Below are 21,823 nucleotides of genomic sequence, written 5' to 3' on the forward strand. Positions count from 1 at the left end.
GCCGGGCCCGTACTTTTGTTTTTTCCTCATCTGCGCTTTTCAATGAAAAACCCCATTCAATTAACCATTAACGTTGTTTTGGCCCTGCTGGTGGCCGGCTTGTACTTCCTGCATTTCAACCAGAAGCCGGTGGCCCCAGCCATTGCTACTGACAAATCAACGGCCGTGGTGGCCTCGCCGGAGCTGACCACGACCGACAGCTTGACCAAGGCCGCGCTGGCCGAGGCCAACGCGCCCGCGCCCGAAACCACTCCCGCTGCCGACACTCCGACCGCCGCCAGCAACGCCGATAAAATCGTGTACGTGGAGTCGGGCAAGATGCTGGACGGCTACCAGGGCATGAAAGACGCTCGCAAGGCCTTCGAGGCCAAAGCCCGCGGCTGGGAAGGCCAGAACCAGAAGCTGATTGCCAACTTCCGCACCGCCGTGGAAAACTACCAGAAGCAAGCCCAGGGCATGACCGCCGAGCAGCGCGCCGCCACCGAGCAGAAGCTCCAGGCCCAGCAGCAGGAGTCGGGCCAGGCCCAGCAGCGCATCCAGGCCCAGGCCCAGGAAGAAGAAGCCAAGCTGACCCAGACCGTGCTCGAAAGCGTGAACAAGAAGGTGGAAGCCTACGGCAAGTCGCACGGCTACAAGCTCATCCTGATTGCCGCGCCCAGCGGCACCATCGCCTACGGCCAGAAAGACCTCGATATCACGGCTCCGGTGCTGGCCTACCTGAACGCGGAATACCGCCGGAAGTAGGCGGCTACGTCCGGGTGACGGGTCGGATTAAAGAACGTCATGCTGAGCGCAGCCGAAGCATCTCTACCGCAATAGTAAATCCTCGATTGGATTACTTGCGCGGTAGAGATGCTTCGACTTCGCTCAGCACGACGTTCTTTTTTTGCTGATTTTTTGCGAGACTCCAAGCAACCCCAACGCCCGAAATTCGCTCTCCAATAAAAATGCCCGGCGGCCGTTAGGCCGCCATGCTGGCCCGCCGCCGCTGGCTTTTCTCTCCTTTCCTTCTGCATGAAGACACTTTTCCGCACGGTCGCGCTGAGCAGCGCGGCGCTGCTGGTGGCCGCTACCACGGCCCACGCGCAGCAAAACAACCGCTTCACCATCAGTGGCTACGTGCGCGATGGCGCTACCGGCGAAAGCCTGCCCGGCGTGGCCGTGGTGCACCCCGCCAGCGGCCAGGGCACCACCACCAACACCTTTGGCTTCTACTCGCTCACGCTGGCTTCTTCGTCCGATTCCGTGAAGCTGTTGGTGTCGGCGTTGGGATACGAGCGGCTGCGGCTGGCCGAGAAAGCCGGCCGCAGCTTCACCCACGATTTCCGGCTGAAACCGTCGTCGGCCGAGTTGGCGGGGGTGGAAGTGGTGGGCAGCCGCGAGGAAAAAGTGGCCGAGAGCACGCGCATGGGCACCATCAACATTCCGGTGAACCAGATAAAGCTGCTGCCCGCGCTGTTTGGCGAAACCGATGTGCTGAAGGCACTGCAGCTGCTGCCCGGCGTGCAGGCCGGCGGCGAAGGCAGCAGCGGCCTCTACGTGCGCGGCGGCTCGCCCGACCAGAACCTGCTGCTGCTCGACGGCACGCCCATCTACAACGCCTCGCATTTGTTCGGCTTCTTCTCGGTGTTCAATGCCGATGCCATCAAGAACGTGGAGCTGATAAAGGGCGGGTTTCCGGCGCGCTACGGCGGGCGGCTGTCGTCGGTGGTGGATATTACGATGAAGGAGGGCAACATGCAGAAGCTGCACGGCGAGGGCGCCATTGGCCTCATTGCCTCGCGCTTCACGCTGGAAGGACCGATTAAGAAAGACACGGCCTCTTTCATTTTCTCGGCCCGCCGCACTTATATCGACATTCTGGCCCGGCCGCTCATCATGGCGCAGGCCAACGGGCTGGTGGCAGGCTACTACTTCTACGACCTCAACGGCAAGCTGAACTGGAAGCTCGGCGCCCGCGACCGCCTCTACCTGAGCGCCTACCTGGGCTACGACGAGTTTTACGCCAACGACGAGGACAAGAGCGACAACGGCGACACCTACAAACAGAAAAACGCGCTGGGCTGGGGCAACCGCATTGCCGCCCTGCGCTGGAACCACGTGGTGAACGACCGGCTGTTCATGAACGCCCACCTCACCTTCACGCGCTACCAGTTCGACGTGGGCTCGACGCAGGAAAACCACTACCAGAACAACGGGCAGACCCGCGACGAGAAGTACAGCCTGAGTTATCTGTCGAATATTCAGGACGTGAGCGCGAAGGTCGATTTCGACTACGTGCCCAACCCCAGCCACTACATCCGCTTTGGGGGGCAGGCCATCCGGCACCAGTTCCGGCCCGGCGCCCTGCAAAGCGAGGGCAACGCCGACCCCACCCAGAACCAGGCCGTGGGCCGCCGCATCGGGGCCAGCGAAGCCAGCCTCTACGCCGAAGATGACGTGAAGCTCAACGACCGCCTGAAGGTGAACGTGGGCCTGCGCCTGAACTCGTTTCTGGTGGAGAAAAAGCTGTACCCCAGCCTGGAGCCGCGCCTCTCGGCCCGCTATCTGCTCACCGAAGACTGGGCCCTGAAAGGCGCCTACGCCCGCACCACGCAGTACGTACACCTGCTCACCAACAGCAGCATCGGCCTACCCACCGACCTGTGGGTGCCCGCCACCGCCAAAACCCTGCCGCAGAAAGCGCAGCAGTTCAGCGTGGGCGCGGCCCGCAACGTGCGCTTCAAGGGCGAGGACTTTGAGTTCAGCGTGGAAACCTACTACAAGCCCATGCAGAACCTGATTGAATTCCGCGAGGGCGCGGATTTCATCGGCACCACCGACGACAACTACGAGTCCAAAATCACCAGCGGCCGGGGCTGGGCCTACGGCGCCGAACTGTTTTTGCAAAAGAAAACCGGCAAAACCACCGGCTGGATAGGCTACACACTGTCGTGGAGCAACCGCCAGTTTGCGGCCCTGAACCAGGGGCTGACCTACCCCTACAAGTACGACCGCCGCCACGATTTCAAGCTGGTGGTCATTCACGAATTCAGCCCCACGCTCACGCTCTCGGGCACGTTCGTGTACGGCACCGGCAACGCCGTGACGCTGGCCCAAGGCCGCTACCAGCTGGGCCCCTACGACACATACGACGACTACGGCCCCCGCAACAGCTACCGCATGGCCGCCTACCACCGCCTCGACCTCGACCTGAGCCACACCAAGAAAAAGCGCTGGGGCGAAGTGGTGAACAGCTTCAGCGTGTACAACCTCTACAGCCGCAAAAACCCCTATTTCATTTACCTGGGCCGCGCCCAGGGCAGCCAGCAGCTGAGCTACCGGCAGGTGTCGTTGTTTCCCATTTTGCCCTCGTTCAGCAAGACGTTCCGGTTTTAATTCGGCCGCAGGCTCTAAAAAGTCATGTCGAGCGCAGCCGAGACATCTCGCGTGCCGAAGTAATCCAATCGTTGAAAAAGAATTAGTGGCGGCACGCGAGATGTCTCGGCTGCGCTCGACATGACAATTAATCTATTCGCAAAATGAAAAACATTTCTCTTGCCGCCCTGCTCCTCGCCGCCACGGCCTTGGCCGGCTGCGAATCGGACGCGGAATTGCCCGAGCCGCCGCACAAGCCCCGGGTGTCGTTGTTTTATGTGCTCACGCCGGCCCCGCAGGATTCGTCGTATCTGGAGCTGTTTCAGCAGCGCCAGCTCTACGTGAGCAACAGCCAGCGCGTGTTCAGCACCGACCGCCTCCTGGGCCGCACCGATGCGGCCGTGGAGCTGCGCGACGCCGCCGGCCGGGTGGTGGAGCGCTACCGGCCCGTGGGCAATAATTTTTCCTCGAGTTACCGCGGCGACCCTGGCTACTATCGCCCGGTGCTCGGGTTTCGGCCCCAGCCGGGCCAGCCCTACACGCTGCGGGCCGCCCTGCCGGGCCTCGAAACCGCCGAAAGCACGCTGACCCTGCCGGCCGCGCCCACCATCGAGAGCGTGGCTTTTCAGAAGCGCGGGACCACAAGTTACGGCACCGCCACGGGCCGCCTCACCGTGACCGTGCGCGACGACGCCGGCGCCGACAATTATTACCTGGTGTTTGCCCGCGTGCTCGATGCGCAGGGCCAGCCTTTGCCCTACGGCAACCTGCAACTGGACCAGGACGACGACAGTGGCATCAGCATCGACCAGTTCCAACTGTCGAGCGCCCAGCAGCAATACAACCTCGGCGCCTTCGGCATTCGCCCCTACGCCGATACCAATCACAACGGCGAGCGCCTCACGCTCAATGCCGACGTGCGCTACAACACCGGCTGCTACACGCCGGGCGCTTGCCCGCCGCCAGCCTTCGTCGAAGTCACGGTGAGCAGCCTCACGGCCGATGCGTACAATTTTTACCTCTCCAACCGCCGCTACTACGACAGCAACGGCAACCCCTTTGCCGAGCCCGCCCCGCTGGCCGGCAACGTGCGCCAGGGCTACGGCCTGTTTGGCGGCGCCACCAACGCCACCTCCCGCGTCCAGATTCCCTAACTGAACCATTAAACCCGGCGCCCGCGTTTTCGTCTAAAGCCTGTAAATTGTCCTTCATCCTTAATCAATGCGCTTCGGCGCAATGCCTTATGCGGACTAAATCAATGTTTCTTGCTTTCGGCCTGTTCCTGTTGCTGCTGAGCAGCCAGGCGGCCAATGCCCAGGTTCGGGTCAATGTCGGCATCGGCTATCCGCCGCCCCGGGCCTATTACGGCCCCCGCTACTACCCGCCCCGCCCGCCCGTGGTGTACGCCGTGCCGCCGCCCCCCGTGTACTACGCTCCCGCTCCCGTTTATTATGCGCCCCGCCCGGTGTACTACGCGCCCCGGCCATACGGCTACCGGGGCCGCGTCTACGGTGGCCACGGCCGTCGCTGGTAAGCGCGGTCTGGAAAGGAAAAAGCCCTGCTGCCTTGGTAGCGGGGCTTTTTTTATGCCGACGGCAACATCGCGGCAGCAATGCCGCGACCGCGTTTGGCTCGACGACTTGGTTGCCGGGCCGGCAACTGCAATTATGCTTAATCTTACGGCCTCAATAAACCGCCTTCGCATCTGATGAAATCCTTTACGCTCACCCTCGGCGCGGCCCTGCTGCTGGCCGGCTGCAACCAAAACCCGCCCGCCACCTCCACGCCCACCGCTACCGCCGACACCGCGCCCGCTACTCCTATTGCGGTCGACTCGGCCAATGCGGCCACCGGCACGGCGCCCGATGCCGCGGCTACGGCCCCCGTGCCTGCCGCCGCGCCCCAGCTGCGCGCGGCCGAAACGCTCAAGCTGGCCTTCGCCTTCAAGCCCGCGCCCAACCCCGACGATGCCGGCCGCCCGCGTACCAGCGCCCATCTGCTGCTGCAAGGCCGCCAGCCGCAGGACATCGACTTGGGCAATTTCGCCGGCAAGCCCGACGTGGTGGATGCCGCCAAAGCCAAACAGGCTGGCTTTCCGGCCGGCATGCTGCTGGGCTTCCGCAGCTACCAGGCTGCCACCGGCACCAGCCAGGACCTAGCCGTGCTGAACGTGGACGGCCGCCACTTGCGCATTGTGCAGCGCAAAGTGGAGGAAACCGCCCCCGAACCCGGCCCCTTCGAAACCGCCCGCGAGATTCCGCTGCCCGGCAACACGCAGCTCGTGGTAGCATCTCCGGCGAAAAAGTAGGGTGAAATGCGTAGGTTAGGGCATGGAAAATCCCTCTCTCCTCGGCCCCATGAAGGGCGCCACGCGCCGCGAAGTCGGCGGCGTGCAGGTTGACGTCGTGCCCACGGGCAATGCCCGCGTCAAGCGCATTGTGTACCCCATCGGCTTTCGTTGGTCGAAAAACCTCAAGGACATCGTGGGCACGCCCTTGTGCACGCATGCGCACGTGGGCTTTCTGGCCAGCGGCCGCTTCAATATCCAGTACGCTGACGGGGCCATTGAAGAGTTTGTGGCCCCGCAGGCCGTGGCCATTGCGCCGGGCCACGACGGCTGGGTGGTGGGCAACGAGCCCGCCATTCTCATCGAATTCGACTTTGAAGGCGAAACCGTGGAGCGCCTGGGCCTGCCCAGCCGGCATTAGTTGCTCCAGTAGCAAGCGGTTGCGGGCCCCGGCGTTTCAGCGCCGGGGCCCGCGGCTCAGGCCCGCTCGTAGGTGAGCACCAGCACGCCCGTGCGGGTGGCGTGCGACGACACCAGCTTAAAATCGGACCCGATTTCGGTGGTGAACAGGTGCTGCCCGCTGCCCAGCACCAGCGGAAACACCATGAGGCGGTAGGTGTCAATCAGGCCGTGCCGGCGCAGGTACTCCACCAGCTGCCCGCTGCCGTAGATGAGCAGGTTCTGGCCGGGCTCCTGCTTGAGGCGCGCCACTTCGGCGGCCACGTCGCCCTGCATAATCTCGGCGTTCCAGCCGGCCGTTTGGAGCGTGCGCGAGGCCACGTATTTGGGCAGGCGGTTCATGATTTCGGCGTCGGGCGCGTCGGGCGCGTTGGGCCAGGCCTCGGCAAAGGCCTCGTACGTCACGCGGCCCAGCAGCAGGGCATCGGCCGAAGCCATCAATTCTCCCTGAAACTCGCCCAGTTCTTCATTGAAGTAGGGGGCCGTCCAGGCCGGGTTTTCCATCACGCCATCCAGCGTCAGGTATTCGGCGGCAATTACTTTGCTCATGGTGAATAGATAAAAAGCTGATTATCCGCAGGCCGGCTTGTCAAAACTGAATACCCACTCGGTCCCAAACCGGTCGATGAGGGTGCCAAACTTACCGCCCCAAAACATATCGGCCAGCGGGTCGACAACGGTGCCGCCCTCGCCCAGCCGGGCAAACAAAGTGTTGATTTCCTCGTCGCTGCTGCAGGTCAGGAGCATGGCGATGTTGTTGCCGGGCGCAAACGGGCGGCGGGTGTCCAAGGCGTCGCAGGCCATGAGCACGAGCGGGCCGGCAGTCAGGGTGCCGTGCATAATCTGGTCCTGGGCTTCGGCGGGCATTTGCTCGGCCATGGCCGTATCGCCGACGCGCGTCAGGTTGAGCTCGCCGCCCAGGCAGCTCTGGTAGAAGGAGAGGGCTTCGCGGCATTTGCCGTCGGGGAATGCGATGTGGGGACTGAGAAGAGCCATGGGTTTGGGGTTAGGGGTGAATAATTGATTGTGAGGTTGTTTGTTGTAAATGAGAACGGTCATGCTGAGCTTGTCGAAGCATCTCTACTGCTTCGTTGAACCTGTTGAATTACTTGCGCGGTAGAGATGCTTCGACAAGCTCAGCATGATGTTCTGATTCAGCATTTCAGTTACAGCTTACAGCGTGGCTGCGGCCGGAGTCGCGAAAGCAGCTTCCGTTTCATCGGCGGTGGCGGTTTGGGGGCGGCTGCTGAGGTAGCGCTTCCACAGGAAGTAAATCCCGAACAGCACGGCCGTCATCACCAACGCCGGCAGCGTGCCCACGACGCCCAGCCCGGCAAAGGCCACCGAAGCCGCCGCGCCAATAAAATCGATGGCAAAGCCCGCGAAAGCCCATTCTTTGAGCGTGCGGTACTTGTTCTGGAGCAGGGCCAGTGCGCCCAGGATTTTGGCCGCGCCCGTGATGTCCATGATGTAGATGGGGTAGCCGAGCGCCTTCATCGCGGTCACGCCGTTTTGCTCGTGCAGCAGGCCGGCCACGCCGTCGGCCAGCATCATGAGGCAAAACAGGATGGTGAGGGTCCAATAGAGGCGGGCGGTGGTGCGAGGTTTCATGGCGATGGTTGATTTGAGGGGTGAGAAAACGTCGAGAAAAAGAACGGTCATGCAGAGCGCAGCGAAGCATCTCGCGTGCTGTAAGTAATTAGTTGAAGCACGCGAGATGCTTCGCTGCGCTCTGCATGACTGTTGAAAAGACACTCATTTGCTAAAAATGCGATTGACTAACTGGTTTAGCAAAGGTATTAGCAAAATATAGATGGGCAAGGGGGCATTTGCGCCCAACTCAGGGGCCGAATGCGCCATCGTTGTGCCTACATTTGGCGTCATGAAGCACGTATCTATTCTGGTGCCGGCCGGCGAGGCGGTGGTGGGCAGCATCGAGGGGCCGCACAAGGTGCTGAGCCAGGTGAATGAGCTGTTGGCGGGTGCCGGCCAGCCGCCGGCCTTTCACATCGAGCTGGTGGGCCTCACGAAGCACAAAACCTTCAACCGCGGGCTGTTCACGCTGCACGCCCACCGCACCATCGACGAGGATTTCCAGACCGACCTCATCATTATTCCGGCCCCGCACGGCGACCTGGCCGAAGCCGTGGCCCTCAACCACGACCTCATCGCCTGGATTGCCCGCCAGCACGCGCACGGGGCCGAAGTGGCCAGCCTGTGCCTGGGCGCGTTTCTGCTGGCCGCCACCGGCCTGATGGACGGCCGACAGTGCGCCACCCACTGGCTGGGCGCCCCGCAGTTTGCGACCATGTATCCGGCCGTGCACCTCGTGGCCGAGCAGGTGATTACCGACGAACAGGGCCTCTACAGCAGCGGCGGGGCTTATTCCTACCTCAACTTGGTGCTGTATTTGGTTGAGAAATACGTGAGCCGCGACGTGGCCGTGTGCTGCGCCAAAGTGTTTCAGATTGACATCGGGCGGCGCAGCCAGTCGCCGTTTGTCATCTTCCGGGGCCAGAAGGACCACGACGACGCGCCCATTCGCAAGGCCCAGGAGTTCATCGAGCAGCACTACCCCGAGCGGCTGGCCGTGGACGAGCTGGCCGCCCAATGCTGTCTGAGCCGCCGCAACTTCGAGCGCCGCTTCAAAAAAGCCACCGCCAACACCGTGGCCGAGTACGTGCAGCGCGTGAAAATCGAAGCCGCCAAAATGAGCCTCGAATCATCGCAGGACAACGTGAGCGAGGTAATGTACTCGGTGGGCTACTCCGACAGCAAGGCCTTCCGCACGCTCTTCAAGCGCATCACCGGCGTGTCGCCGCTGGCCTACCGCGACAAGTACAGCCGCAAGGCCCTGGCCGCGTAGGCCCCCGAGCACTGCGGTGAAAACGACTCGGCCCCCGGCGGCGCAGTGCTGAGCACTACGCCGCCGGGGGCCGAATCATGTAGCGGTGGGCCTCGTCGCCAGCCCACCGCCCGGACTGGGTCGGTTAGCGGGTGGCCGAGGCCACCAGTTCCGAGGTTTTGTCGGCCATCAGCTCGCGCACCGAAATGGCGGTTTGGGCGTCGGCTTTCACGTCCACGTTGTAGCGATACCGCTCGCGGCCTACACGCAGCAGTACGGCGTATTGGCCGGCGGGCAGGCCTTTGAAGCTGAGCTGGCTGCCGTAGGAAGCGCGGCGGTTGGTTTCGCTTACCAGGGAAGTTTTGTTGGACAGGCACACCACATCCATGTGCATGCGCTGCTGGGTGGGGTTTTCAACGGTCAGCCACAGGCTCTGGGCATCGGCCTGCTTGGCTTTCACAGAAGGAGCATCCTGGGCCAGCGCCGAGCCGACAGTGCCCAGCACGGCCAATCCGCCGAGCAACAGGGGCCGCAGGAACGGAGCCGAAGCCAGGCGCTGGGCGCTGGTGGTGGTGGTGGCGCCAGTCAGTTGCTGGGCGGAGCGGAGGGAGAGGGAACGGTTCATGGTACTTACAGAAAAAAGGTGAGGGTGAAAATTTTGCAGAAAAAAGGCGGGGTAGGGAAGCGGAGAAGAAGGGCGGCTTATAGTACTGGGCGACGAACAGTACAAATGTATGGTAGGTACTTTGTAAAGCAAGGTACTGTTTCAATTAATGTGCCTTTTGTGTATTTTGATGCCCGTTATGCATTGATTTTCAGCGAGAAAATTTTTAAGAAAAATTTCAGGTAGTTCGCTTAGTCCTTGGTCAGGTGGTTAGTGGAAGGCGTTTGGGCTGGCGGGGCAGGCTTGGCGGACGCGGGTAGCTTGGGGCGAAGGCATCGAAATGCGGGAACTGGTAGAAAGATGCATCAGTGGCGGACCGGGTTGCCTGGGGGCTTTCAAATGTGGATACCGCCAATGAAGGCGAACGTTACAGGCCGAAATAATTTTTTTATTTATTGCTGCATTGAGTGAAGAAGCACTGGCCCAGGCCAGCCACAGCAGGAGCGAAGCAGAGCGGAGAAAAGCCAGAAAACGCCGGTGCAACGGTTCGGCGCAGCAGCCGGTCAGACTGGCTGAAACCTGCAAGCGCTGTTCCTCCACTCCCTTTCCTCCTTATGCCCGCTTTCATCTCCAAACCCGCGCTGCTGGGCCTGCTGGCCGGCACCCTGCTCTTCCCGGCCTGCCAGAAGCACGATGTGGCCGACCCCAACCCAGCCCCCGAAGCCCTGCCCACGCGGCCCCTCACCACCGCCGAGCGTAGCACGGTGAGCAGCGCCAACGACTTTGCGTTTGAGGCATTCGGCAAGTTGCGCACGGCCGCGCCGGCCGATAACCTGTGCATCTCGCCGCTGAGCATTTCGGCGGCCCTCACCATGGCCTACAACGGCGCCGACGGCACCACCAAGGCCGCCATGAAGCAAACGCTGGGCTTCCAGCCGCTCACCGATACGCAAATCAACGAGGCGTACCAGAGCTTGTTTGCGCTGCTGGGCGGGCTCGACCCACGGGTGACGTTCACCACGGGCAATTCCATCTGGTACGGGCAGCAGTACCGGCTGCAGGCCCCGTTTGTGCAAGCCAACCAGCAGTATTTTGGGGCCACGGTGCGGCCGTTGGCTTTTGGGGCACCGGCGGCGGCGGCCACCATCAACGATTGGGTGAATACCCAAACGCGCGGCAAGATTCCCACCATCATCAACGGCACGACGCCCAACGACGTGATGTACCTGGTGAATGCACTTTACTTCAAAGGCGCCTGGACGTACCGCTTCGACCCGCAAAACACGCGCCCCGGCACGTTCAACCGCGAAAACGGCACCACCACGACCACCGACTTTATGGGCCTGACCACCGGCTACTACCGCCGCTACCAGGATGCCCAGCTGCAGCTCATCGACCTGCCTTATGGCAACCGGCGCTTCAGCATGACGTTTGTGGTGCCGCGGGGCCAGGCCACTTTGGCCAGCGTGGCCAGCCGCCTCACCCGCGCCCAGCTCAACACCTGGCTGGCCGCCACCGATTCGACCAGCTTGCAGCTGCGGCTACCCAAATTCAAGTTCTCCTACGAGGAGGAGCTGAGCAGCATGCTGACGCAGCTGGGCATGGGCGAAGCTTTTTCGGGCCAGGCCAACTTCAGCCGGCTGTTCGATGGCGGCCCTTCGAGCCTGTCCATCAGCGCGGTGCAGCACAAAACATTTCTGGAAGTGAACGAGGAAGGCACTGAAGCTGCGGCCGTGACTTCGGTGGGCATCGTGACGACCTCCATTCCGCCTACCACGCTGATTGACCGGCCGTTTCTGTTTCTGATTCGGGAGAAGTCGTCGGGCGCCATCCTGTTCATCGGCCAGCTGACGAACCCGTAGAAGTAAAGGCTTGGCTAATTAAGCCGTCATGTCTCGGCAAGCTCGACATGACGTTCTATTGTCCGGAGTTAATCCTCCAAGCCATTAGCAATGCTGGCGCTGGTAGTGCATCTGGAGCACGGTGTCGAGCTTTTCGGGCGTCAGGGGCTTGTTGATGCGGCCGGCGGCGGGCAGTTGTTCGAGATGGGCGAGGTCGCGCGCATCCATGGATGTGGTGAGCACCACCACGGTGGTGGCGTGCCGCTGGGCCGGCGGCAGCTGCTGAAAAGCCCGCAAAAACTCGATGCCGTTCATGATGGGCATCTGAATATCGAGCAAAATGAGCGCGGGGTAGCTGGGGCGGGGGCCGCTGCTGGCGCGCTGCAGCTCCACGAGGGCCTCCTGGCCGTTGCCGGCCACGAGAATGCGCTCGGCCACGTCGAGCCGCTTGAGCAGCCGCTCGTTGAGGAAATTATTGGTCGGGTCGTCGTCGACCAGCAACACGCTGGTAAGTTTGGGCATAGCTCCGACCTACGCAAAACCCTACGGCCGGGTTTACGCGCGGTTGGGCAACAGCACCGTGAAGATGGTGCCCGCGCCGGGCGTGCTCGCTACCTGAATGGTACCGCCGGCGTTTTCCACCATGCGCTTCACCATGTAGAGGCCTACGCCGGTGCCTTCCACGTGGGTGTGCAGGCGCCGAAACATCACGAAGAGCTTGCTCTGCTCGGCCGGGCTCAGGCCCAGGCCGTTGTCCTGCACTTCGAGCCGCACCTGGCCCGCAGGGCAGGTGGCGCGCAGCAGCACGCGCGGGGGCCGGGTGGGAGCGTGGTACTTGATGGCGTTGCTGAGCAGGTTGTAAACGATGCTGCGCAGGTTTTTGGGCGAGAAACGCACGGTGGGACACTCGGCCACGTCGATGACGAGCTGGCCGTGGGTGGCGGCCAGGGCGGGCGCCAGGTCGAGCTGCACCGACTCGACCAGGGCCAGCAGGGCCACGGTTTCGGCCGGTTCGGCGTGGGCCTGCTGCAGCTTGCTGACGTCGGTGAGGTGCACGAGGGTGCGCTGAAAGCGGTCGACAGAACCGCGCATGAGGCCCAGCAGGTGGGTCACGTCGGCATCCTGGCGCACGGGTTCGGGCAGTTGCTCTTCCAAGGCCAGCAGCAGGCCTTCGATGTTGGCGATGGGCGCCTTGAGGTCGTGCGAGGCCGTGTACACGAACGTGTCCAGGTCCACGTTGGTGTAGCTCAGGCGGTCGTTGGTGTCGCGCAGCTCCTCGTTGGCGGCCAGCATCTCTTCGTTGATGGCGGCCAGCTCTTCGTTCAGCTCCTGCACTTGCTCACGGGCCTCCACCTGGTCGGTAATGTCGGTGACGAGGGCATAAAAGCCGCGCACCTCGCCGTTTTTTTCGTCCGGAATGTAGTCGGTGTGAATGTGGCGCACGAAGTCCTTGCGGTAGGGCATGCGCGCCTCAAACGCCAGCCGCTCGCCGGCCAGGGCCCGGTCGATGTAGCCCCGGGCGTTGGCGTAGGCCGCTTCGCCCACCACCTCGCGCACGGGCAGGCCCAGCAGCCTGGCGGGGTCCTGGTTGAACCAGGCGCGGTAGGCGTGGTTCATGAACCGGTAGCGTCGCTCCACGTCGATGTAGGAAATGAGCACGGGCAGGGCATCGGTGAGCAGGCGCAGGCGCTGGGCTGCGGCCTCGGCGGCCTGGCGGGCGTGCACCTTGGCCGTCGAATCCACAATAAAGGCCAGGATGCCGGTGGTTTGCCCGTCGTCGTCGCGCAGGGGCTGGTACACGAAGTCGACGTAGATGGGCTTAGTTTTTCCGGTGCCGGGGTCAAATAGCTCGAGAAGGGCTTCCTTCGCTTCAAACGGCTGGCCGGTGAGATACACTTCGTCGAGGCGGCCTACGAAGCCCTGCGCCACCACTTCCGGCAAGGTTTCGGCCACGGTGCGCCCCAGCCGGGGCCGCTGGGCCGTGAGCTGCTGGTAGGGCTCGTTGAAAAAGCTGTAGCGATGCTCGGGGCCGGCCAGCGTGGCAATGGACGCCGGCACCTGGCGCAGCACCTGGCGCAGCAGGGCCTGCTGCTGCTGCAGCTCGCGGGTGCGGGCGCTCACGCGGGTTTCCAGCTCCTGGTTGAGAAGGTGCAATTCCTGCTGCGCGTGCGTGAGGGCGGTATTGGCGTTCAGGAACTCGTCGTTGCTGGCCCGCAGCTCTTCGTTGATGGCGGCCAGCTCCTCGTTCAGCTCCTGCACCTGCTGGCGGGCCAGTACCTGCGGCGTCACGTCGTAGGCAAACACAAAAATGCCGTTGATGGCCCCCGTACGGGCGTGCCGGGCTTGGTAGATGAAGTTGTAGTAACGTTTTTCCAGCTCCTGGCGGCCCTCGTTGTCGTGGTCGAGCTGCACGAGCATTTCGTTGGCCCGGAAGGTTTCGCCGGTGCGGTACACGTTGTCGAGCAGGTCGAAAATGGGCTGGCCAGCCAGCTCCGGCATGGCCTCGGCAATGGCGCGGCCCAGCAGCGGACGCGGCCCTACCAGGGCCTGGTAGGGCGGGTTCACGAAGCCAAAAACGTGCTCGGGCCCCTCAAACACGCAAATCATGGCCGGGGCATCGTGCAGCAGCAGTTCCAGTTGTTCGCGCTCGCGCTCCACTTCGGCGCGGGCATCCAACTCGCGCACCTGGCTGGCGCGCAGGGCCTGCTCAGTGGCCGTGCGGGGCTGGTCGTTGGTGTCGGTGAAGCTCACCACCAGCACTTCGCCCTGGCGCCGGGCCACCAGCAGGTAGTAGCCGTCGAGGCCGTCGTGCTGGTAGTTGTTCTCGCGGCGCGCAGTCTGGTCCGAGAGAAAGGCGTCGCGGTAAAACGCGAACACGCCCGCCGCCTCGGCCGTGGGGTAAATGGTGCGAAACGACTCGGCCGGGCGCTGGGGCAGCCGCAGCATCTGCTGCGCGGCGGGGTTGAGGTGCTCCAGGTGAAAGTCGGCGACGGCCGTGCCGGCGGCGTCGTACACGGGCCGCATCAGCATCACGCCGCTCTGCGAAATGTCGAGCAGCACGCGCAGCAGGTCTTCCGAAGCCGGCAGGTCGGGCGGCAGTGCAGACGGTTGGGAATCGGGCATAAAAACGGGGCGAAGTCCGAAATACAGCCACTAATGTACCAGCCGCCGCCCCACAAACCCGCCGGCGAGCCCCGCCGGGCGGGCCGCCGACTACAGCCGCTCCACAAAAATAAGCCGGTTGCTGAACGGGTCCGTTACGGTCATTTCCAGGGCCGTGGGGTCGTAGAACGGGGTTTCGAGGCCGGGCCGGTTGTACTTGTACTCCTTGGCCAGCAGCTGCTGATGAAAGGGCGCCAGGTGCACGAAGTCGTCGATGAACACCCGCGCGCCCGGCGAGCCGTCGCCGTGGTGCTCGGAGAGGTGCAGCGTCACGTCGTTGAGCGTCACCTGCAAGTACGCCGGGCTACCTTCCGGCCGGTGCTCCCAATCGATGCGGAAGCCCAGCCACCGGATGTAAAATTCCAGGGCTTTGTCGTAGTCGAAAATGCGGAGGATGGGCTTGACCGTGGCCATAAAGCAAGGAAATGGTGCACCGGCAAATGTAGGAAAACCCGCCGGCCGCCGCCCTTTCCGCCCGGGCCATGCAACCCCGCCGCCGGGCTGCCGGTCAGGCATTCAGACGGGCAGTCGCCCGCTTGTTTCACTTCCAACTCAACGGCTGTCATGCGTCTTCACTACCTTTTTTCTGTTGGTTTGCTGGCGGGCGTGGGCCTGGCCGGCTGCACTACCAAAACGAACGTCGAGCCGGAAGCGCCCTGCGGCACCTACGCCACCGTGCGCCTCTGCCACGGCATGACCATGATGTGCCTCACCCAGCACACCACCCTGGAGCTGGCCGACGGCACCCGCCTGCGCCCCAGCGGCCCCGCCTGGGATGCTTACCTGCCGCACCAGGCCGACGGGCAGACGCTCAGCATCGGCTACAAACCGGGCCAGGCGCTGCCCGCTGGCGATATAGGCAACGTGCAGGCCACCCTCACCTGCCTGGAAGAAGTGATGCGGTGCGGCACCCCAGCGCCCGGCGGCAACTAACGCCCGCGCCTAGATGGTTTGCCGTTTGCAAAAGCCTCGTCCGTAGCCGGCGGGGCTTTTTTGCTGCTCGCCCGGGCCGCCGCAACCCGCTGCTGGGTAGCGTAGTATGCTTTAGTTCACGCTTTAACCCTTTCCACATCATGTCCACCGCCAAGCACTCCGAACCCACCGACATTTATACCTCCTTTAAGGAAGACGTCAACATGACCGCCGCCGAGCTCACCAAGTGGCTCAAAACCGACGAATCCAAATCCGTGGGCCAGGACAGCGGCGACGGGCAGAGTATCGGCCACCATTCCGGCGAGCGCATCGTCGAAATCCTGGGTAAGAAAAAAGCTGACCTCACGCCCGCCGACGAAGCCCACATGCACAAGGTGCACAGCTACGTGGCCCGCCACTCGGCCCAGGGCCCGCACCACCAGAAGGACGTGGAAACCTCGCCCTGGCGCTATTCGCTCATGAACTGGGGCCACGACCCGCTCAAGAAATAGGCCATCGGGCGCCGGGCTGGCTGGTTTTGGGCAGCCCGGAGGCCGCTCGGGAGGGAAAACCCCCAAGCCAGCCGATAAACCTGCCCGGTTCGACGGTGAAATGCGCCGAACCGGGCCGGGCCGCCCGGCTACGGCACAGGGCTTGCAAAGGGACAATCAAGCGCTTGATAATGCAATCAACCGCGAATTCACCTTCCACTTTCCTTGCCATGAAAACCTCCCTCTTTTCGCTTGTTGCCGCCCTGGGCCTGTTTGCTGCCACCGTTTCTTCGGCCGCTGCCGCCCCTTATCCTCCCCTGAAAGACCGCCGCGAAATGGCCCGCATCGAACGCGAACGGGCCCTCGAACGGGAACGCCGCGAAGCCATCCAGCGCGAGCAGCAGCGCCGCCTCATAGCCGAGCGCGCCCGCCTCGAAGCCCAGCGCCGCTCCGAGCAGCAGCGCGCCGCCGAACGCGCCCGCTGGGAAGCCCAGCACCGCTACGATGGCCGCGGCCGCCGCTAAGGCTGCTCGTCAAGACTAATAAAAAAAGCCCCGCCAGTATCTGGCAGGGCTTTTTTTATTGCCAAACAGGAGGACGTTCGATTTGACCATTGACCTACGTCCTAATCCGGCTTGAGCGGCGTCACGGCCGGGCCGGCGCTTTGCGCGGCCGTCAGGGGCGCGCCGTTGAGGGTGACGTTTTCGAATTTGATGTCTGAATACTTATTTGGAAAAGCGGCCTGGTCGGCGGTGGCGGCTATGTTTTTGAAGGTGATGTTCGAGACTTTGTCGGTGGGGTTGCCGTTGAGGACGGCGAATTGCTTGCACTTCACCTGCACGTTGGAAATGCTGATATTGCGGATGGTGCCGAAGGGCTTTTCGGTGCTGCCGGCCATGTTGAAAAACTGCGTCCAGGGCGAGAGCGTGACGATGGTGCCGCAACGCCCGGTGATTTTGTCGATGGTGATATTTTCGTAGACCTGGTAGGTGTCGGGGCGCATTTTGAAGAGCAGCACGGGCCGCTCGTTGTCCATCCGGCAGTTGCGCATGGTGATGCGGTTGGCGTGGATGCACTCGCTGCCGCACGTCAGGGCCGCGTGCACTTCGCCGAAGGTGCAGTTTTCGACCAGCACGTCCTCGATGGGACCGTTTTCGGGCAAATGCTGGGCCGTCGGGCCCTTGCCGCCCTTGATGGCGATGCCATCGTCGTTCACCGAGATATAGCAGTTGCGGACGGTCACTTTCCGGCACACGTCGATGTCGATGGCGTCGGTGCTGGGCGCTTTCACCGGGCGGAAAGGCGAGCGGATGTCGCAGCCGTCGATGACGACGTTGTTGGACTGGTAAAGGTGGGTGGTCCAGAAGCCGGCGTTGTGCAGCTTCACGTCTTTAATGGTCACGTTGTCGGAGCCCCAGATGAAGACCAGGCGAGGCCGGTGCACCTCCAGGTTGGTGGCCGACTTGCCGATTTTCGACATCGAGTCGCGGTAAAACCAGAACCGCTTCCAGAACTTCAGTCCGTTGCCATCAATGGTGCCGGGGCCGTTGATGGTGAAGCCGTTCACCTGCTTGGCATTCACCAGCGCGGCATAGTAGTCCAGCTTCTGGCCCTCCATGCGCGAGGGCACCAGCGGGTAATCGGCAATATTATCGGAGCCCTTCAGCTTGGCGCCGGCCTGCAGGCGCAAGTTGGTGCCAGGCTTGAAAAACAGCGCCCCGCTCAGAAAAACGCCTTTCGGAACAACGACGGTGCCCCCACCGGCGGCGGCGGCCTTGTCGATTGCTTTTTGAATGGCCCGCGTGTTCAGCTTGGTGCTGTCGGTGCTGGCGCCGTATTGGGTGATGACGTATTCTTTGTCTTTGGGCGCGGCGGGCGCTTTCGGCGGGGCGGGGGCGTGGAGCACAAAGGCCGCCAGGCCAGCCGCCAGCGGCGCGAGAAGGAATTTCATGGGGCGGGAAAATGGTGAATAGCGCAAAGAAGCGCCCGCCAGTCGGTCGCACTGTTCTGTAGTTACCTGATGTGGTGGTTTTCGTAAGGGCGGGGCAGCTGCACCGTGTTGCAATGCTGACCGTCATGCAGAGCGCAGCGAAGCATCTCGCGTGCTCTCACTAATCAATGCCGTTCAACGATTGGGTTACTACCCACGCGAGATGCTTCGCTGCGCTCTGCATGACGGTCAATATCGACCTAGCCCTTGGTGCCGCACTCGGCGCAGAACTTTTGTTCGGGCTTCAGCTTTTCGCCGCAGCCGGTGCAGTGGCGCTCCTGGGGCTGGGCGGCGGGGTTGGGGGTGCCGCAGCTGGGGCAGAATTTCTGGCCGGCCGAGAGTTTGGCCTGGCAGTTGGGGCACTGCAGCAAGGCGTCGCGGTTCAGGAAATCGAGGTTTTGGGTGTAGTCCTGGGCGCGGGTTTTGGTGCGGATTTGCTCCTGGGCGGCCTGGGCCTGGTGGGCGCGGAGCTCCTCCTGCTCGTCGGGGGCGCAGTCTTCGCAGAGGCCGGCGCTGTGGTTCCAGCAGGCGTCGGGGCATACCCAATGGCCGCAGCGGGTGCATTGCTTGAACTGTTGCTTGCCCTCGGCCACGGCGGTTTTCAGGGCGTCGTCGTGGGCCTTGCCGCCCACGGCGCGCTGGATGTGGTAGGCGGCATTCTCGGCCCCGCCCAGGCCGCCAAACAGGCTGCCGGCCGCCTGCAGCAAGCTCCCGGCAATGCCGATGGCGTTGGGCTGGAAGCGCGACATGTAGCCGTTGCGGCACTTGTCGCAGTGGAACTTGAACTGGAAACCCTTGTCGGTGGAAAGGTCGTCGTAGTTGGCAACAAACTGAATCAAGTCGCTCATAGCAGGCCGGGAAAGGTGGTGGCGTAAATGTAACGCCTGGGGCTATAGTGCGCGGCCAGGGGCTGCCTGAGCGATGTAGGGGTGGGGCCCGCCCCGCTCGGTTGTTGAACAAAATCGTTGCAAAGGCCCTGGCGTCCGGGCGGGGGCAAGCCCCGCCCCTACACCCGCCGTTGCCCCGTAATACAGCTACTTCAGCCGCTCCAGCAGCCAGGTGCCGAGCGGCGGGCCATCGGGCGTGGGGCCGGTGGGCAGCAGCAGCGGGGCCACCACGCCGGCGGGCAGCGTGGGCTGGTCGGGGGCGGTGAAGGTGGGGCCGCTGTCTGTACCGGCGTCGTAGGCGCGGGCGGGCACGCGGCGCTGGGCCACCCACTGGCCGGTGGCGTCGAGCAGGTTCTCGTCTTCGAGGGCCACAAACCAGTCGGGGCTCGGCGCTATCATCGTCACCACGCTCAGGCGCGGGTGGGCGGCGTCGAGGCGAATGGTGTCGGAAACGGTGCCGGGCGAGTAGAAGTAGGAGCCTTCGAGGAGGCGGAAAGCGGCGCCGCTGCTTTGCAGGGACCTGATTTCGGCGCGCAGCGCGGTGTTGTTGCCCCGCTCGGCCATGTCCTTGATGCCGAGGCTGGCCGCCTGGCCCGGCCGGAACAGGAGGCCGTCGGCGCGGTGCGAGGCGCCGATGATGGCCGAGAAATGCGCGCCTCCCGGGAAGTTGGCGTGGGTGCCGGCGCTCCAGGTGGCCTCGAACGTGACGCGGTAGAGCGCCGGGCCCGGCACCGGCGCGGGCAGGATTTCTCCGGTGTCGGTGTTGCGGGTGCAGGCCGCCAACCCGAGGAAGAGCGGCAACAGCCGAAGCAGGGGCAGCGGATGTTTCATGGCACAGAAGGCTATGAGGAGCGTACGGGGTTGAAAGCCTGGTAGCTAGTTACGAAGCCAGACGCTAATTGGCCTTCGACCTTACACGACGCTTCCGGCTTTTTTTACGCAGCCGGTACTGCTCTCAAGGTGCCTTTCGGAAAGTCTCAGCGGGGCAGAGGCGAAAAGCGGCCCATCGGCGCAGCCCGCTGCCAAAGCCGCGAGCGAAACGAAAAGCCTCGCCAGTTGCTGGCGGGGCTTTTTTATGAGGGTACAAGGGGAAGCGTTTTGAATAAAAACGGACCGTTCTACTGAGATTTTTACGAGTTGGTAGGCGCTAACTTCCCTGTATGAAACGATATAAATTCATAGGAAAATTGAGCATGTTCCTGCTTACAACCTTATCTGCCTATCGCGCAAGTGCCCAAACGTACCGGCTGCGTTCGTTGGAAGGCGTTGAAGTATCGGTGCGGGTAAATAACGAGCCGGTTAATTTTAACAAGCTTAACAAGCTTAACAAGCAGCAAGGCCGATGCTATTTATCGGTCGTATCGGGCAAGGATACGGTGTTTGTCTACGATGCGTGGGCACCGGGCACGGGAAAGGTGTTAAATCAGCAGTTTCTGCAAATAGATTACCCTGTGCGGGGCGGGACCAATGTGGGATTAGGCAGTACACTTGTGCTGTGTGTGGCCAAAGGAAAGCTGTGCCAGGCCTTCAAATTACCTACCTATCATCAAACCGACTTATATAATCCGGACTACCATAAGTTATACCAGATTCGGTTGCGTCTTGTGGGCACCACGCCGCAAACGTACCAGTTTTACCTCACCACGCACAACGAGATTCGTTCAGAAAGCGAACCCGCGACCAACCACAATATCACCACGCAAGCAGTTCTGAAATTTGATGCCCAGCGCCACCTCTTTCATAATGGGTTAAAACGCCCTCCTTCACCTTTTGCCATCTTGGATGACAAAACGGAGCGAGTCATCAAGTGGAAAGTCACGGAACCGTTGCCGGTGATTGAATGGGATAACTCCGTGCAATACTTTATTCAGGGTGCGTGGTACGGCGCCGCGAGAACTAATATTTAGCGAAACCATTGCTGTTAAAGCTGCAAAAAGTAGCTTCTGCGGGATAGGCTTTCTAAAATTCGGAACTCAATCAAAGCCACAGAAAAGCCTTGTCAGACCCTGGCGAGGCTTTTTTAGTGGCTGAGGCTACTGGGCTCATTTCTTCGCCTGGCGTTTCACTGCCGGGCCTTCCGAGGGGTGGAGGCACTCGGGCCGGAAACAGGGCTAGAAGGTCCTCCAAGGACACCACCGGCGCCCGGGGAACTCCAGGGCGCGCAGTGCCCGAAAGCGGCGGTCGTGGGGCGGCCTACTGGGCGTCCGTCACCGGCACATTGGCGAAGGTACCCGCCAACGTCAGGTCGCAGGGGCGGGAACGGTCTGTGCTGCGCGCCCGCGGGTCGTACACGCCCGTCAGCGCCAACTGAAACTGGCCGCTGAGCACGTGTTGCCGGGCATCGTAGGCCGTGAGGGTAACGGCACCCGTGACCGCGCCCGTGGAAGGCAGCCACCAGCTGTCGTAGACCCAAGATTCTCCACCGTCCGGTTTATCCATCTTGTTGACGAAGTAGGAGTAACTGGGGGCTTGGCCGGGGTTAATGAGCGCCTGGAAGCGGTAGGTGCCCGCCAAATCCCCGGGCATTTGGGCACGGGGGATGCGCAACACCAGCCGCTCCTGTTTAGACGCGGGGCGCCAACTCATAACCAACTCAGTGGCCGTGAGCTGGCCCGTTACCTGCAAGGCAGAGGTACGGTAGGCCGTGTCGTGGCGGGCCGGGCGGGCCTGGTCGAGGTACACCACGGCGCGGCTATAGTTGGCTTCCGGGCTGGGAAGAACGGTGCCCGGGTCATCCTTTCGCGAGCAGCCCACGAAAGTGAAGCCCGCGAAGGCAAGGAGGGCAGCAGTTTTGATTGAAAAAGTTTGTAGCATAGCAAAGAGAAGGAAGGTAGGCAGGTGTTATTTCAGCGCCAAGTTACACCCCAGCCTCACAAGCCATTTACCAATTATTCCAAGCAGATAAATCCTCCTGATGAGCTGCTGACCCTGGCCCGCCATCGGTGGTTGGCAAGCTGCTGTAGCGCCGTTGCGCTTGACGGGTTTTTT

General features: G+C 62.5%; 23 protein-coding genes. 12 read left to right on the forward strand and 11 right to left on the reverse strand.

The features are described 5' to 3' along the window. Nucleotides 1-42: 42 nt before the first annotated feature. The 6 genes from Q5H92_RS09140 to Q5H92_RS09165 all read left to right on the forward strand — a co-directional run bounded on the left by Q5H92_RS09140 (nt 43) and on the right by Q5H92_RS09165 (nt 6,065). On the forward strand, nt 43-744 hold the full coding sequence (locus tag Q5H92_RS09140) for an OmpH/Skp family outer membrane protein (RefSeq protein ID WP_305011208.1): 702 nt from the start codon (nt 43-45) through the stop codon (nt 742-744). A gap of 270 nt (nt 745-1,014) precedes the next feature. Next, nucleotides 1,015-3,378: a TonB-dependent receptor gene (locus tag Q5H92_RS09145; protein ID WP_305011209.1), complete on the forward strand. Its 2,364-nt coding sequence runs from the start codon at nt 1,015-1,017 to the stop codon at nt 3,376-3,378. Between the two features lie 143 nt (nt 3,379-3,521). Continuing rightward, the gene (locus Q5H92_RS09150; RefSeq protein WP_305011210.1) at nt 3,522-4,511 is read left to right on the forward strand and encodes a DUF4249 domain-containing protein; all 990 of its coding nucleotides are present in this window, start codon (nt 3,522-3,524) and stop codon (nt 4,509-4,511) included. Nucleotides 4,512-4,615: 104 nt separating this feature from the next. After that, on the forward strand, nt 4,616-4,891 hold the full coding sequence (locus Q5H92_RS09155) for a hypothetical protein (protein WP_305011211.1): 276 nt from the start codon (nt 4,616-4,618) through the stop codon (nt 4,889-4,891). A gap of 174 nt (nt 4,892-5,065) precedes the next feature. Next, nucleotides 5,066-5,665: a hypothetical protein gene (locus Q5H92_RS09160; RefSeq protein ID WP_305011212.1), complete on the forward strand. Its 600-nt coding sequence runs from the start codon at nt 5,066-5,068 to the stop codon at nt 5,663-5,665. 22 nt (nt 5,666-5,687) lie between these two features. Beyond that, the gene (locus Q5H92_RS09165) at nt 5,688-6,065 is read left to right on the forward strand and encodes a cupin domain-containing protein (protein WP_305011213.1); all 378 of its coding nucleotides are present in this window, start codon (nt 5,688-5,690) and stop codon (nt 6,063-6,065) included. Nucleotides 6,066-6,121: 56 nt separating this feature from the next. Here Q5H92_RS09165 and Q5H92_RS09170 read toward each other — a convergent pair whose 3' ends face one another. The 3 genes from Q5H92_RS09170 to Q5H92_RS09180 form a co-directional block, all read right to left on the reverse strand. After that, a complete protein-coding gene (locus Q5H92_RS09170; protein WP_305011214.1) occupies nt 6,122-6,652 on the reverse strand; it encodes a dihydrofolate reductase family protein in 531 nt (176 codons plus the stop codon). 21 nt (nt 6,653-6,673) lie between these two features. Next, nucleotides 6,674-7,099 (reverse strand): VOC family protein, encoded by a 426-nt coding sequence (locus Q5H92_RS09175; RefSeq protein WP_305011215.1) that lies wholly within the window; start codon nt 7,097-7,099, stop codon nt 6,674-6,676. Nucleotides 7,100-7,276: 177 nt separating this feature from the next. After that, the gene (locus Q5H92_RS09180; RefSeq protein ID WP_305011216.1) at nt 7,277-7,714 is read right to left on the reverse strand and encodes a DoxX family protein; all 438 of its coding nucleotides are present in this window, start codon (nt 7,712-7,714) and stop codon (nt 7,277-7,279) included. A gap of 271 nt (nt 7,715-7,985) precedes the next feature. Here Q5H92_RS09180 and Q5H92_RS09185 point away from each other — a divergent pair, with 271 nt between their 5' ends. Continuing rightward, nucleotides 7,986-8,969, forward strand: coding sequence for a GlxA family transcriptional regulator (locus Q5H92_RS09185; RefSeq protein WP_305011217.1), 984 nt, complete (start codon nt 7,986-7,988; stop codon nt 8,967-8,969). Between the two features lie 124 nt (nt 8,970-9,093). On the opposite strand, the gene Q5H92_RS09190 is transcribed toward Q5H92_RS09185, so the two are convergent. After that, a complete protein-coding gene (locus tag Q5H92_RS09190; RefSeq protein ID WP_305011218.1) occupies nt 9,094-9,573 on the reverse strand; it encodes a hypothetical protein in 480 nt (159 codons plus the stop codon). Between the two features lie 593 nt (nt 9,574-10,166). Here Q5H92_RS09190 and Q5H92_RS09195 point away from each other — a divergent pair. Continuing rightward, nucleotides 10,167-11,414, forward strand: a complete 1,248-nt coding sequence (locus Q5H92_RS09195) for a serpin family protein (RefSeq protein WP_305011219.1) — start codon at nt 10,167-10,169, stop codon at nt 11,412-11,414. Nucleotides 11,415-11,498: 84 nt separating this feature from the next. On the opposite strand, the gene Q5H92_RS09200 is transcribed toward Q5H92_RS09195, so the two are convergent. The 3 genes from Q5H92_RS09200 to Q5H92_RS09210 form a co-directional block, all read right to left on the reverse strand. Further along, entirely contained in the window at nt 11,499-11,915 is a 417-nt protein-coding gene (locus Q5H92_RS09200; RefSeq protein ID WP_305011220.1) for a response regulator, read from the reverse strand. A gap of 33 nt (nt 11,916-11,948) precedes the next feature. Next, entirely contained in the window at nt 11,949-14,516 is a 2,568-nt protein-coding gene (locus tag Q5H92_RS09205; RefSeq protein WP_305011221.1) for a PAS domain-containing sensor histidine kinase, read from the reverse strand. 90 nt (nt 14,517-14,606) lie between these two features. Beyond that, on the reverse strand, nt 14,607-14,969 hold the full coding sequence (locus Q5H92_RS09210) for a glyoxalase superfamily protein (RefSeq protein ID WP_305011222.1): 363 nt from the start codon (nt 14,967-14,969) through the stop codon (nt 14,607-14,609). 150 nt (nt 14,970-15,119) lie between these two features. Between Q5H92_RS09210 and Q5H92_RS09215 the strand changes: the two genes are divergently transcribed. The 3 genes from Q5H92_RS09215 (at nt 15,120) to Q5H92_RS09225 (ending at nt 16,482) form a co-directional block, all read left to right on the forward strand. Beyond that, complete coding sequence (locus Q5H92_RS09215) at nt 15,120-15,488, forward strand: hypothetical protein (RefSeq protein ID WP_305011223.1); 369 nt, start codon at nt 15,120-15,122, stop codon at nt 15,486-15,488. A gap of 140 nt (nt 15,489-15,628) precedes the next feature. Beyond that, nucleotides 15,629-15,979: a DUF3140 domain-containing protein gene (locus tag Q5H92_RS09220; protein WP_305011224.1), complete on the forward strand. Its 351-nt coding sequence runs from the start codon at nt 15,629-15,631 to the stop codon at nt 15,977-15,979. A gap of 209 nt (nt 15,980-16,188) precedes the next feature. Further along, nucleotides 16,189-16,482, forward strand: coding sequence for a hypothetical protein (locus tag Q5H92_RS09225; RefSeq protein ID WP_305011225.1), 294 nt, complete (start codon nt 16,189-16,191; stop codon nt 16,480-16,482). A 101-nt stretch (nt 16,483-16,583) separates the two neighbouring features. Here Q5H92_RS09225 and Q5H92_RS09230 read toward each other — a convergent pair whose 3' ends face one another. The 3 genes from Q5H92_RS09230 to Q5H92_RS09240 form a co-directional block, all read right to left on the reverse strand. After that, entirely contained in the window at nt 16,584-17,909 is a 1,326-nt protein-coding gene (locus tag Q5H92_RS09230) for a glycoside hydrolase family 28 protein (RefSeq protein WP_305011226.1), read from the reverse strand. 239 nt (nt 17,910-18,148) lie between these two features. Then, on the reverse strand, nt 18,149-18,796 hold the full coding sequence (locus Q5H92_RS09235) for a zinc ribbon domain-containing protein (protein WP_305011227.1): 648 nt from the start codon (nt 18,794-18,796) through the stop codon (nt 18,149-18,151). Between the two features lie 186 nt (nt 18,797-18,982). Continuing rightward, complete coding sequence (locus tag Q5H92_RS09240; protein WP_305011228.1) at nt 18,983-19,666, reverse strand: spondin domain-containing protein; 684 nt, start codon at nt 19,664-19,666, stop codon at nt 18,983-18,985. 329 nt (nt 19,667-19,995) lie between these two features. Here Q5H92_RS09240 and Q5H92_RS09245 point away from each other — a divergent pair, with 329 nt between their 5' ends. Next, nucleotides 19,996-20,742, forward strand: coding sequence for a hypothetical protein (locus Q5H92_RS09245; RefSeq protein WP_305011229.1), 747 nt, complete (start codon nt 19,996-19,998; stop codon nt 20,740-20,742). Between the two features lie 286 nt (nt 20,743-21,028). On the opposite strand, the gene Q5H92_RS09250 is transcribed toward Q5H92_RS09245, so the two are convergent. Continuing rightward, nucleotides 21,029-21,649 (reverse strand): hypothetical protein, encoded by a 621-nt coding sequence (locus Q5H92_RS09250; protein ID WP_305011230.1) that lies wholly within the window; start codon nt 21,647-21,649, stop codon nt 21,029-21,031. Nucleotides 21,650-21,823 lie beyond the last annotated feature (174 nt).

This window comes from Hymenobacter mellowenesis (assembly GCF_030581005.1).
GTDB classification, from domain to species: domain Bacteria; phylum Bacteroidota; class Bacteroidia; order Cytophagales; family Hymenobacteraceae; genus Hymenobacter; species Hymenobacter mellowenesis.

Excerpts from the sequence above, each read along its gene's own strand:
- Q5H92_RS09200 (WP_305011220.1), bottom strand. The coding sequence starts at position 11,915 with ATGCCCAAACTTACCAGCGTGTTGCTGGTCGACGACGACCCGACCAAT.
- Q5H92_RS09250 (WP_305011230.1), bottom strand. The coding sequence starts at position 21,649 with ATGCTACAAACTTTTTCAATCAAAACTGCTGCCCTCCTTGCCTTCGCG.
- Q5H92_RS09165 (WP_305011213.1), top strand. The coding sequence starts at position 5,688 with ATGGAAAATCCCTCTCTCCTCGGCCCCATGAAGGGCGCCACGCGCCGC.
- Q5H92_RS09180 (WP_305011216.1), bottom strand. The coding sequence starts at position 7,714 with ATGAAACCTCGCACCACCGCCCGCCTCTATTGGACCCTCACCATCCTG.
- Q5H92_RS09160 (WP_305011212.1), top strand. The coding sequence starts at position 5,066 with ATGAAATCCTTTACGCTCACCCTCGGCGCGGCCCTGCTGCTGGCCGGC.
- Q5H92_RS09245 (WP_305011229.1), top strand. The coding sequence starts at position 19,996 with ATGAAACGATATAAATTCATAGGAAAATTGAGCATGTTCCTGCTTACA.
- Q5H92_RS09230 (WP_305011226.1), bottom strand. The coding sequence starts at position 17,909 with ATGAAATTCCTTCTCGCGCCGCTGGCGGCTGGCCTGGCGGCCTTTGTG.
- Q5H92_RS09240 (WP_305011228.1), bottom strand. The coding sequence starts at position 19,666 with ATGAAACATCCGCTGCCCCTGCTTCGGCTGTTGCCGCTCTTCCTCGGG.
- Q5H92_RS09215 (WP_305011223.1), top strand. The coding sequence starts at position 15,120 with ATGCGTCTTCACTACCTTTTTTCTGTTGGTTTGCTGGCGGGCGTGGGC.
- Q5H92_RS09140 (WP_305011208.1), top strand. The coding sequence starts at position 43 with ATGAAAAACCCCATTCAATTAACCATTAACGTTGTTTTGGCCCTGCTG.
- Q5H92_RS09210 (WP_305011222.1), bottom strand. The coding sequence starts at position 14,969 with ATGGCCACGGTCAAGCCCATCCTCCGCATTTTCGACTACGACAAAGCC.
- Q5H92_RS09145 (WP_305011209.1), top strand. The coding sequence starts at position 1,015 with ATGAAGACACTTTTCCGCACGGTCGCGCTGAGCAGCGCGGCGCTGCTG.
- Q5H92_RS09170 (WP_305011214.1), bottom strand. The coding sequence starts at position 6,652 with ATGAGCAAAGTAATTGCCGCCGAATACCTGACGCTGGATGGCGTGATG.
- Q5H92_RS09205 (WP_305011221.1), bottom strand. The coding sequence starts at position 14,516 with ATGCCCGATTCCCAACCGTCTGCACTGCCGCCCGACCTGCCGGCTTCG.
- Q5H92_RS09235 (WP_305011227.1), bottom strand. The coding sequence starts at position 18,796 with ATGAGCGACTTGATTCAGTTTGTTGCCAACTACGACGACCTTTCCACC.
- Q5H92_RS09185 (WP_305011217.1), top strand. The coding sequence starts at position 7,986 with ATGAAGCACGTATCTATTCTGGTGCCGGCCGGCGAGGCGGTGGTGGGC.
- Q5H92_RS09190 (WP_305011218.1), bottom strand. The coding sequence starts at position 9,573 with ATGAACCGTTCCCTCTCCCTCCGCTCCGCCCAGCAACTGACTGGCGCC.
- Q5H92_RS09175 (WP_305011215.1), bottom strand. The coding sequence starts at position 7,099 with ATGGCTCTTCTCAGTCCCCACATCGCATTCCCCGACGGCAAATGCCGC.
- Q5H92_RS09155 (WP_305011211.1), top strand. The coding sequence starts at position 4,616 with ATGTTTCTTGCTTTCGGCCTGTTCCTGTTGCTGCTGAGCAGCCAGGCG.
- Q5H92_RS09195 (WP_305011219.1), top strand. The coding sequence starts at position 10,167 with ATGCCCGCTTTCATCTCCAAACCCGCGCTGCTGGGCCTGCTGGCCGGC.
- Q5H92_RS09150 (WP_305011210.1), top strand. The coding sequence starts at position 3,522 with ATGAAAAACATTTCTCTTGCCGCCCTGCTCCTCGCCGCCACGGCCTTG.
- Q5H92_RS09225 (WP_305011225.1), top strand. The coding sequence starts at position 16,189 with ATGAAAACCTCCCTCTTTTCGCTTGTTGCCGCCCTGGGCCTGTTTGCT.
- Q5H92_RS09220 (WP_305011224.1), top strand. The coding sequence starts at position 15,629 with ATGTCCACCGCCAAGCACTCCGAACCCACCGACATTTATACCTCCTTT.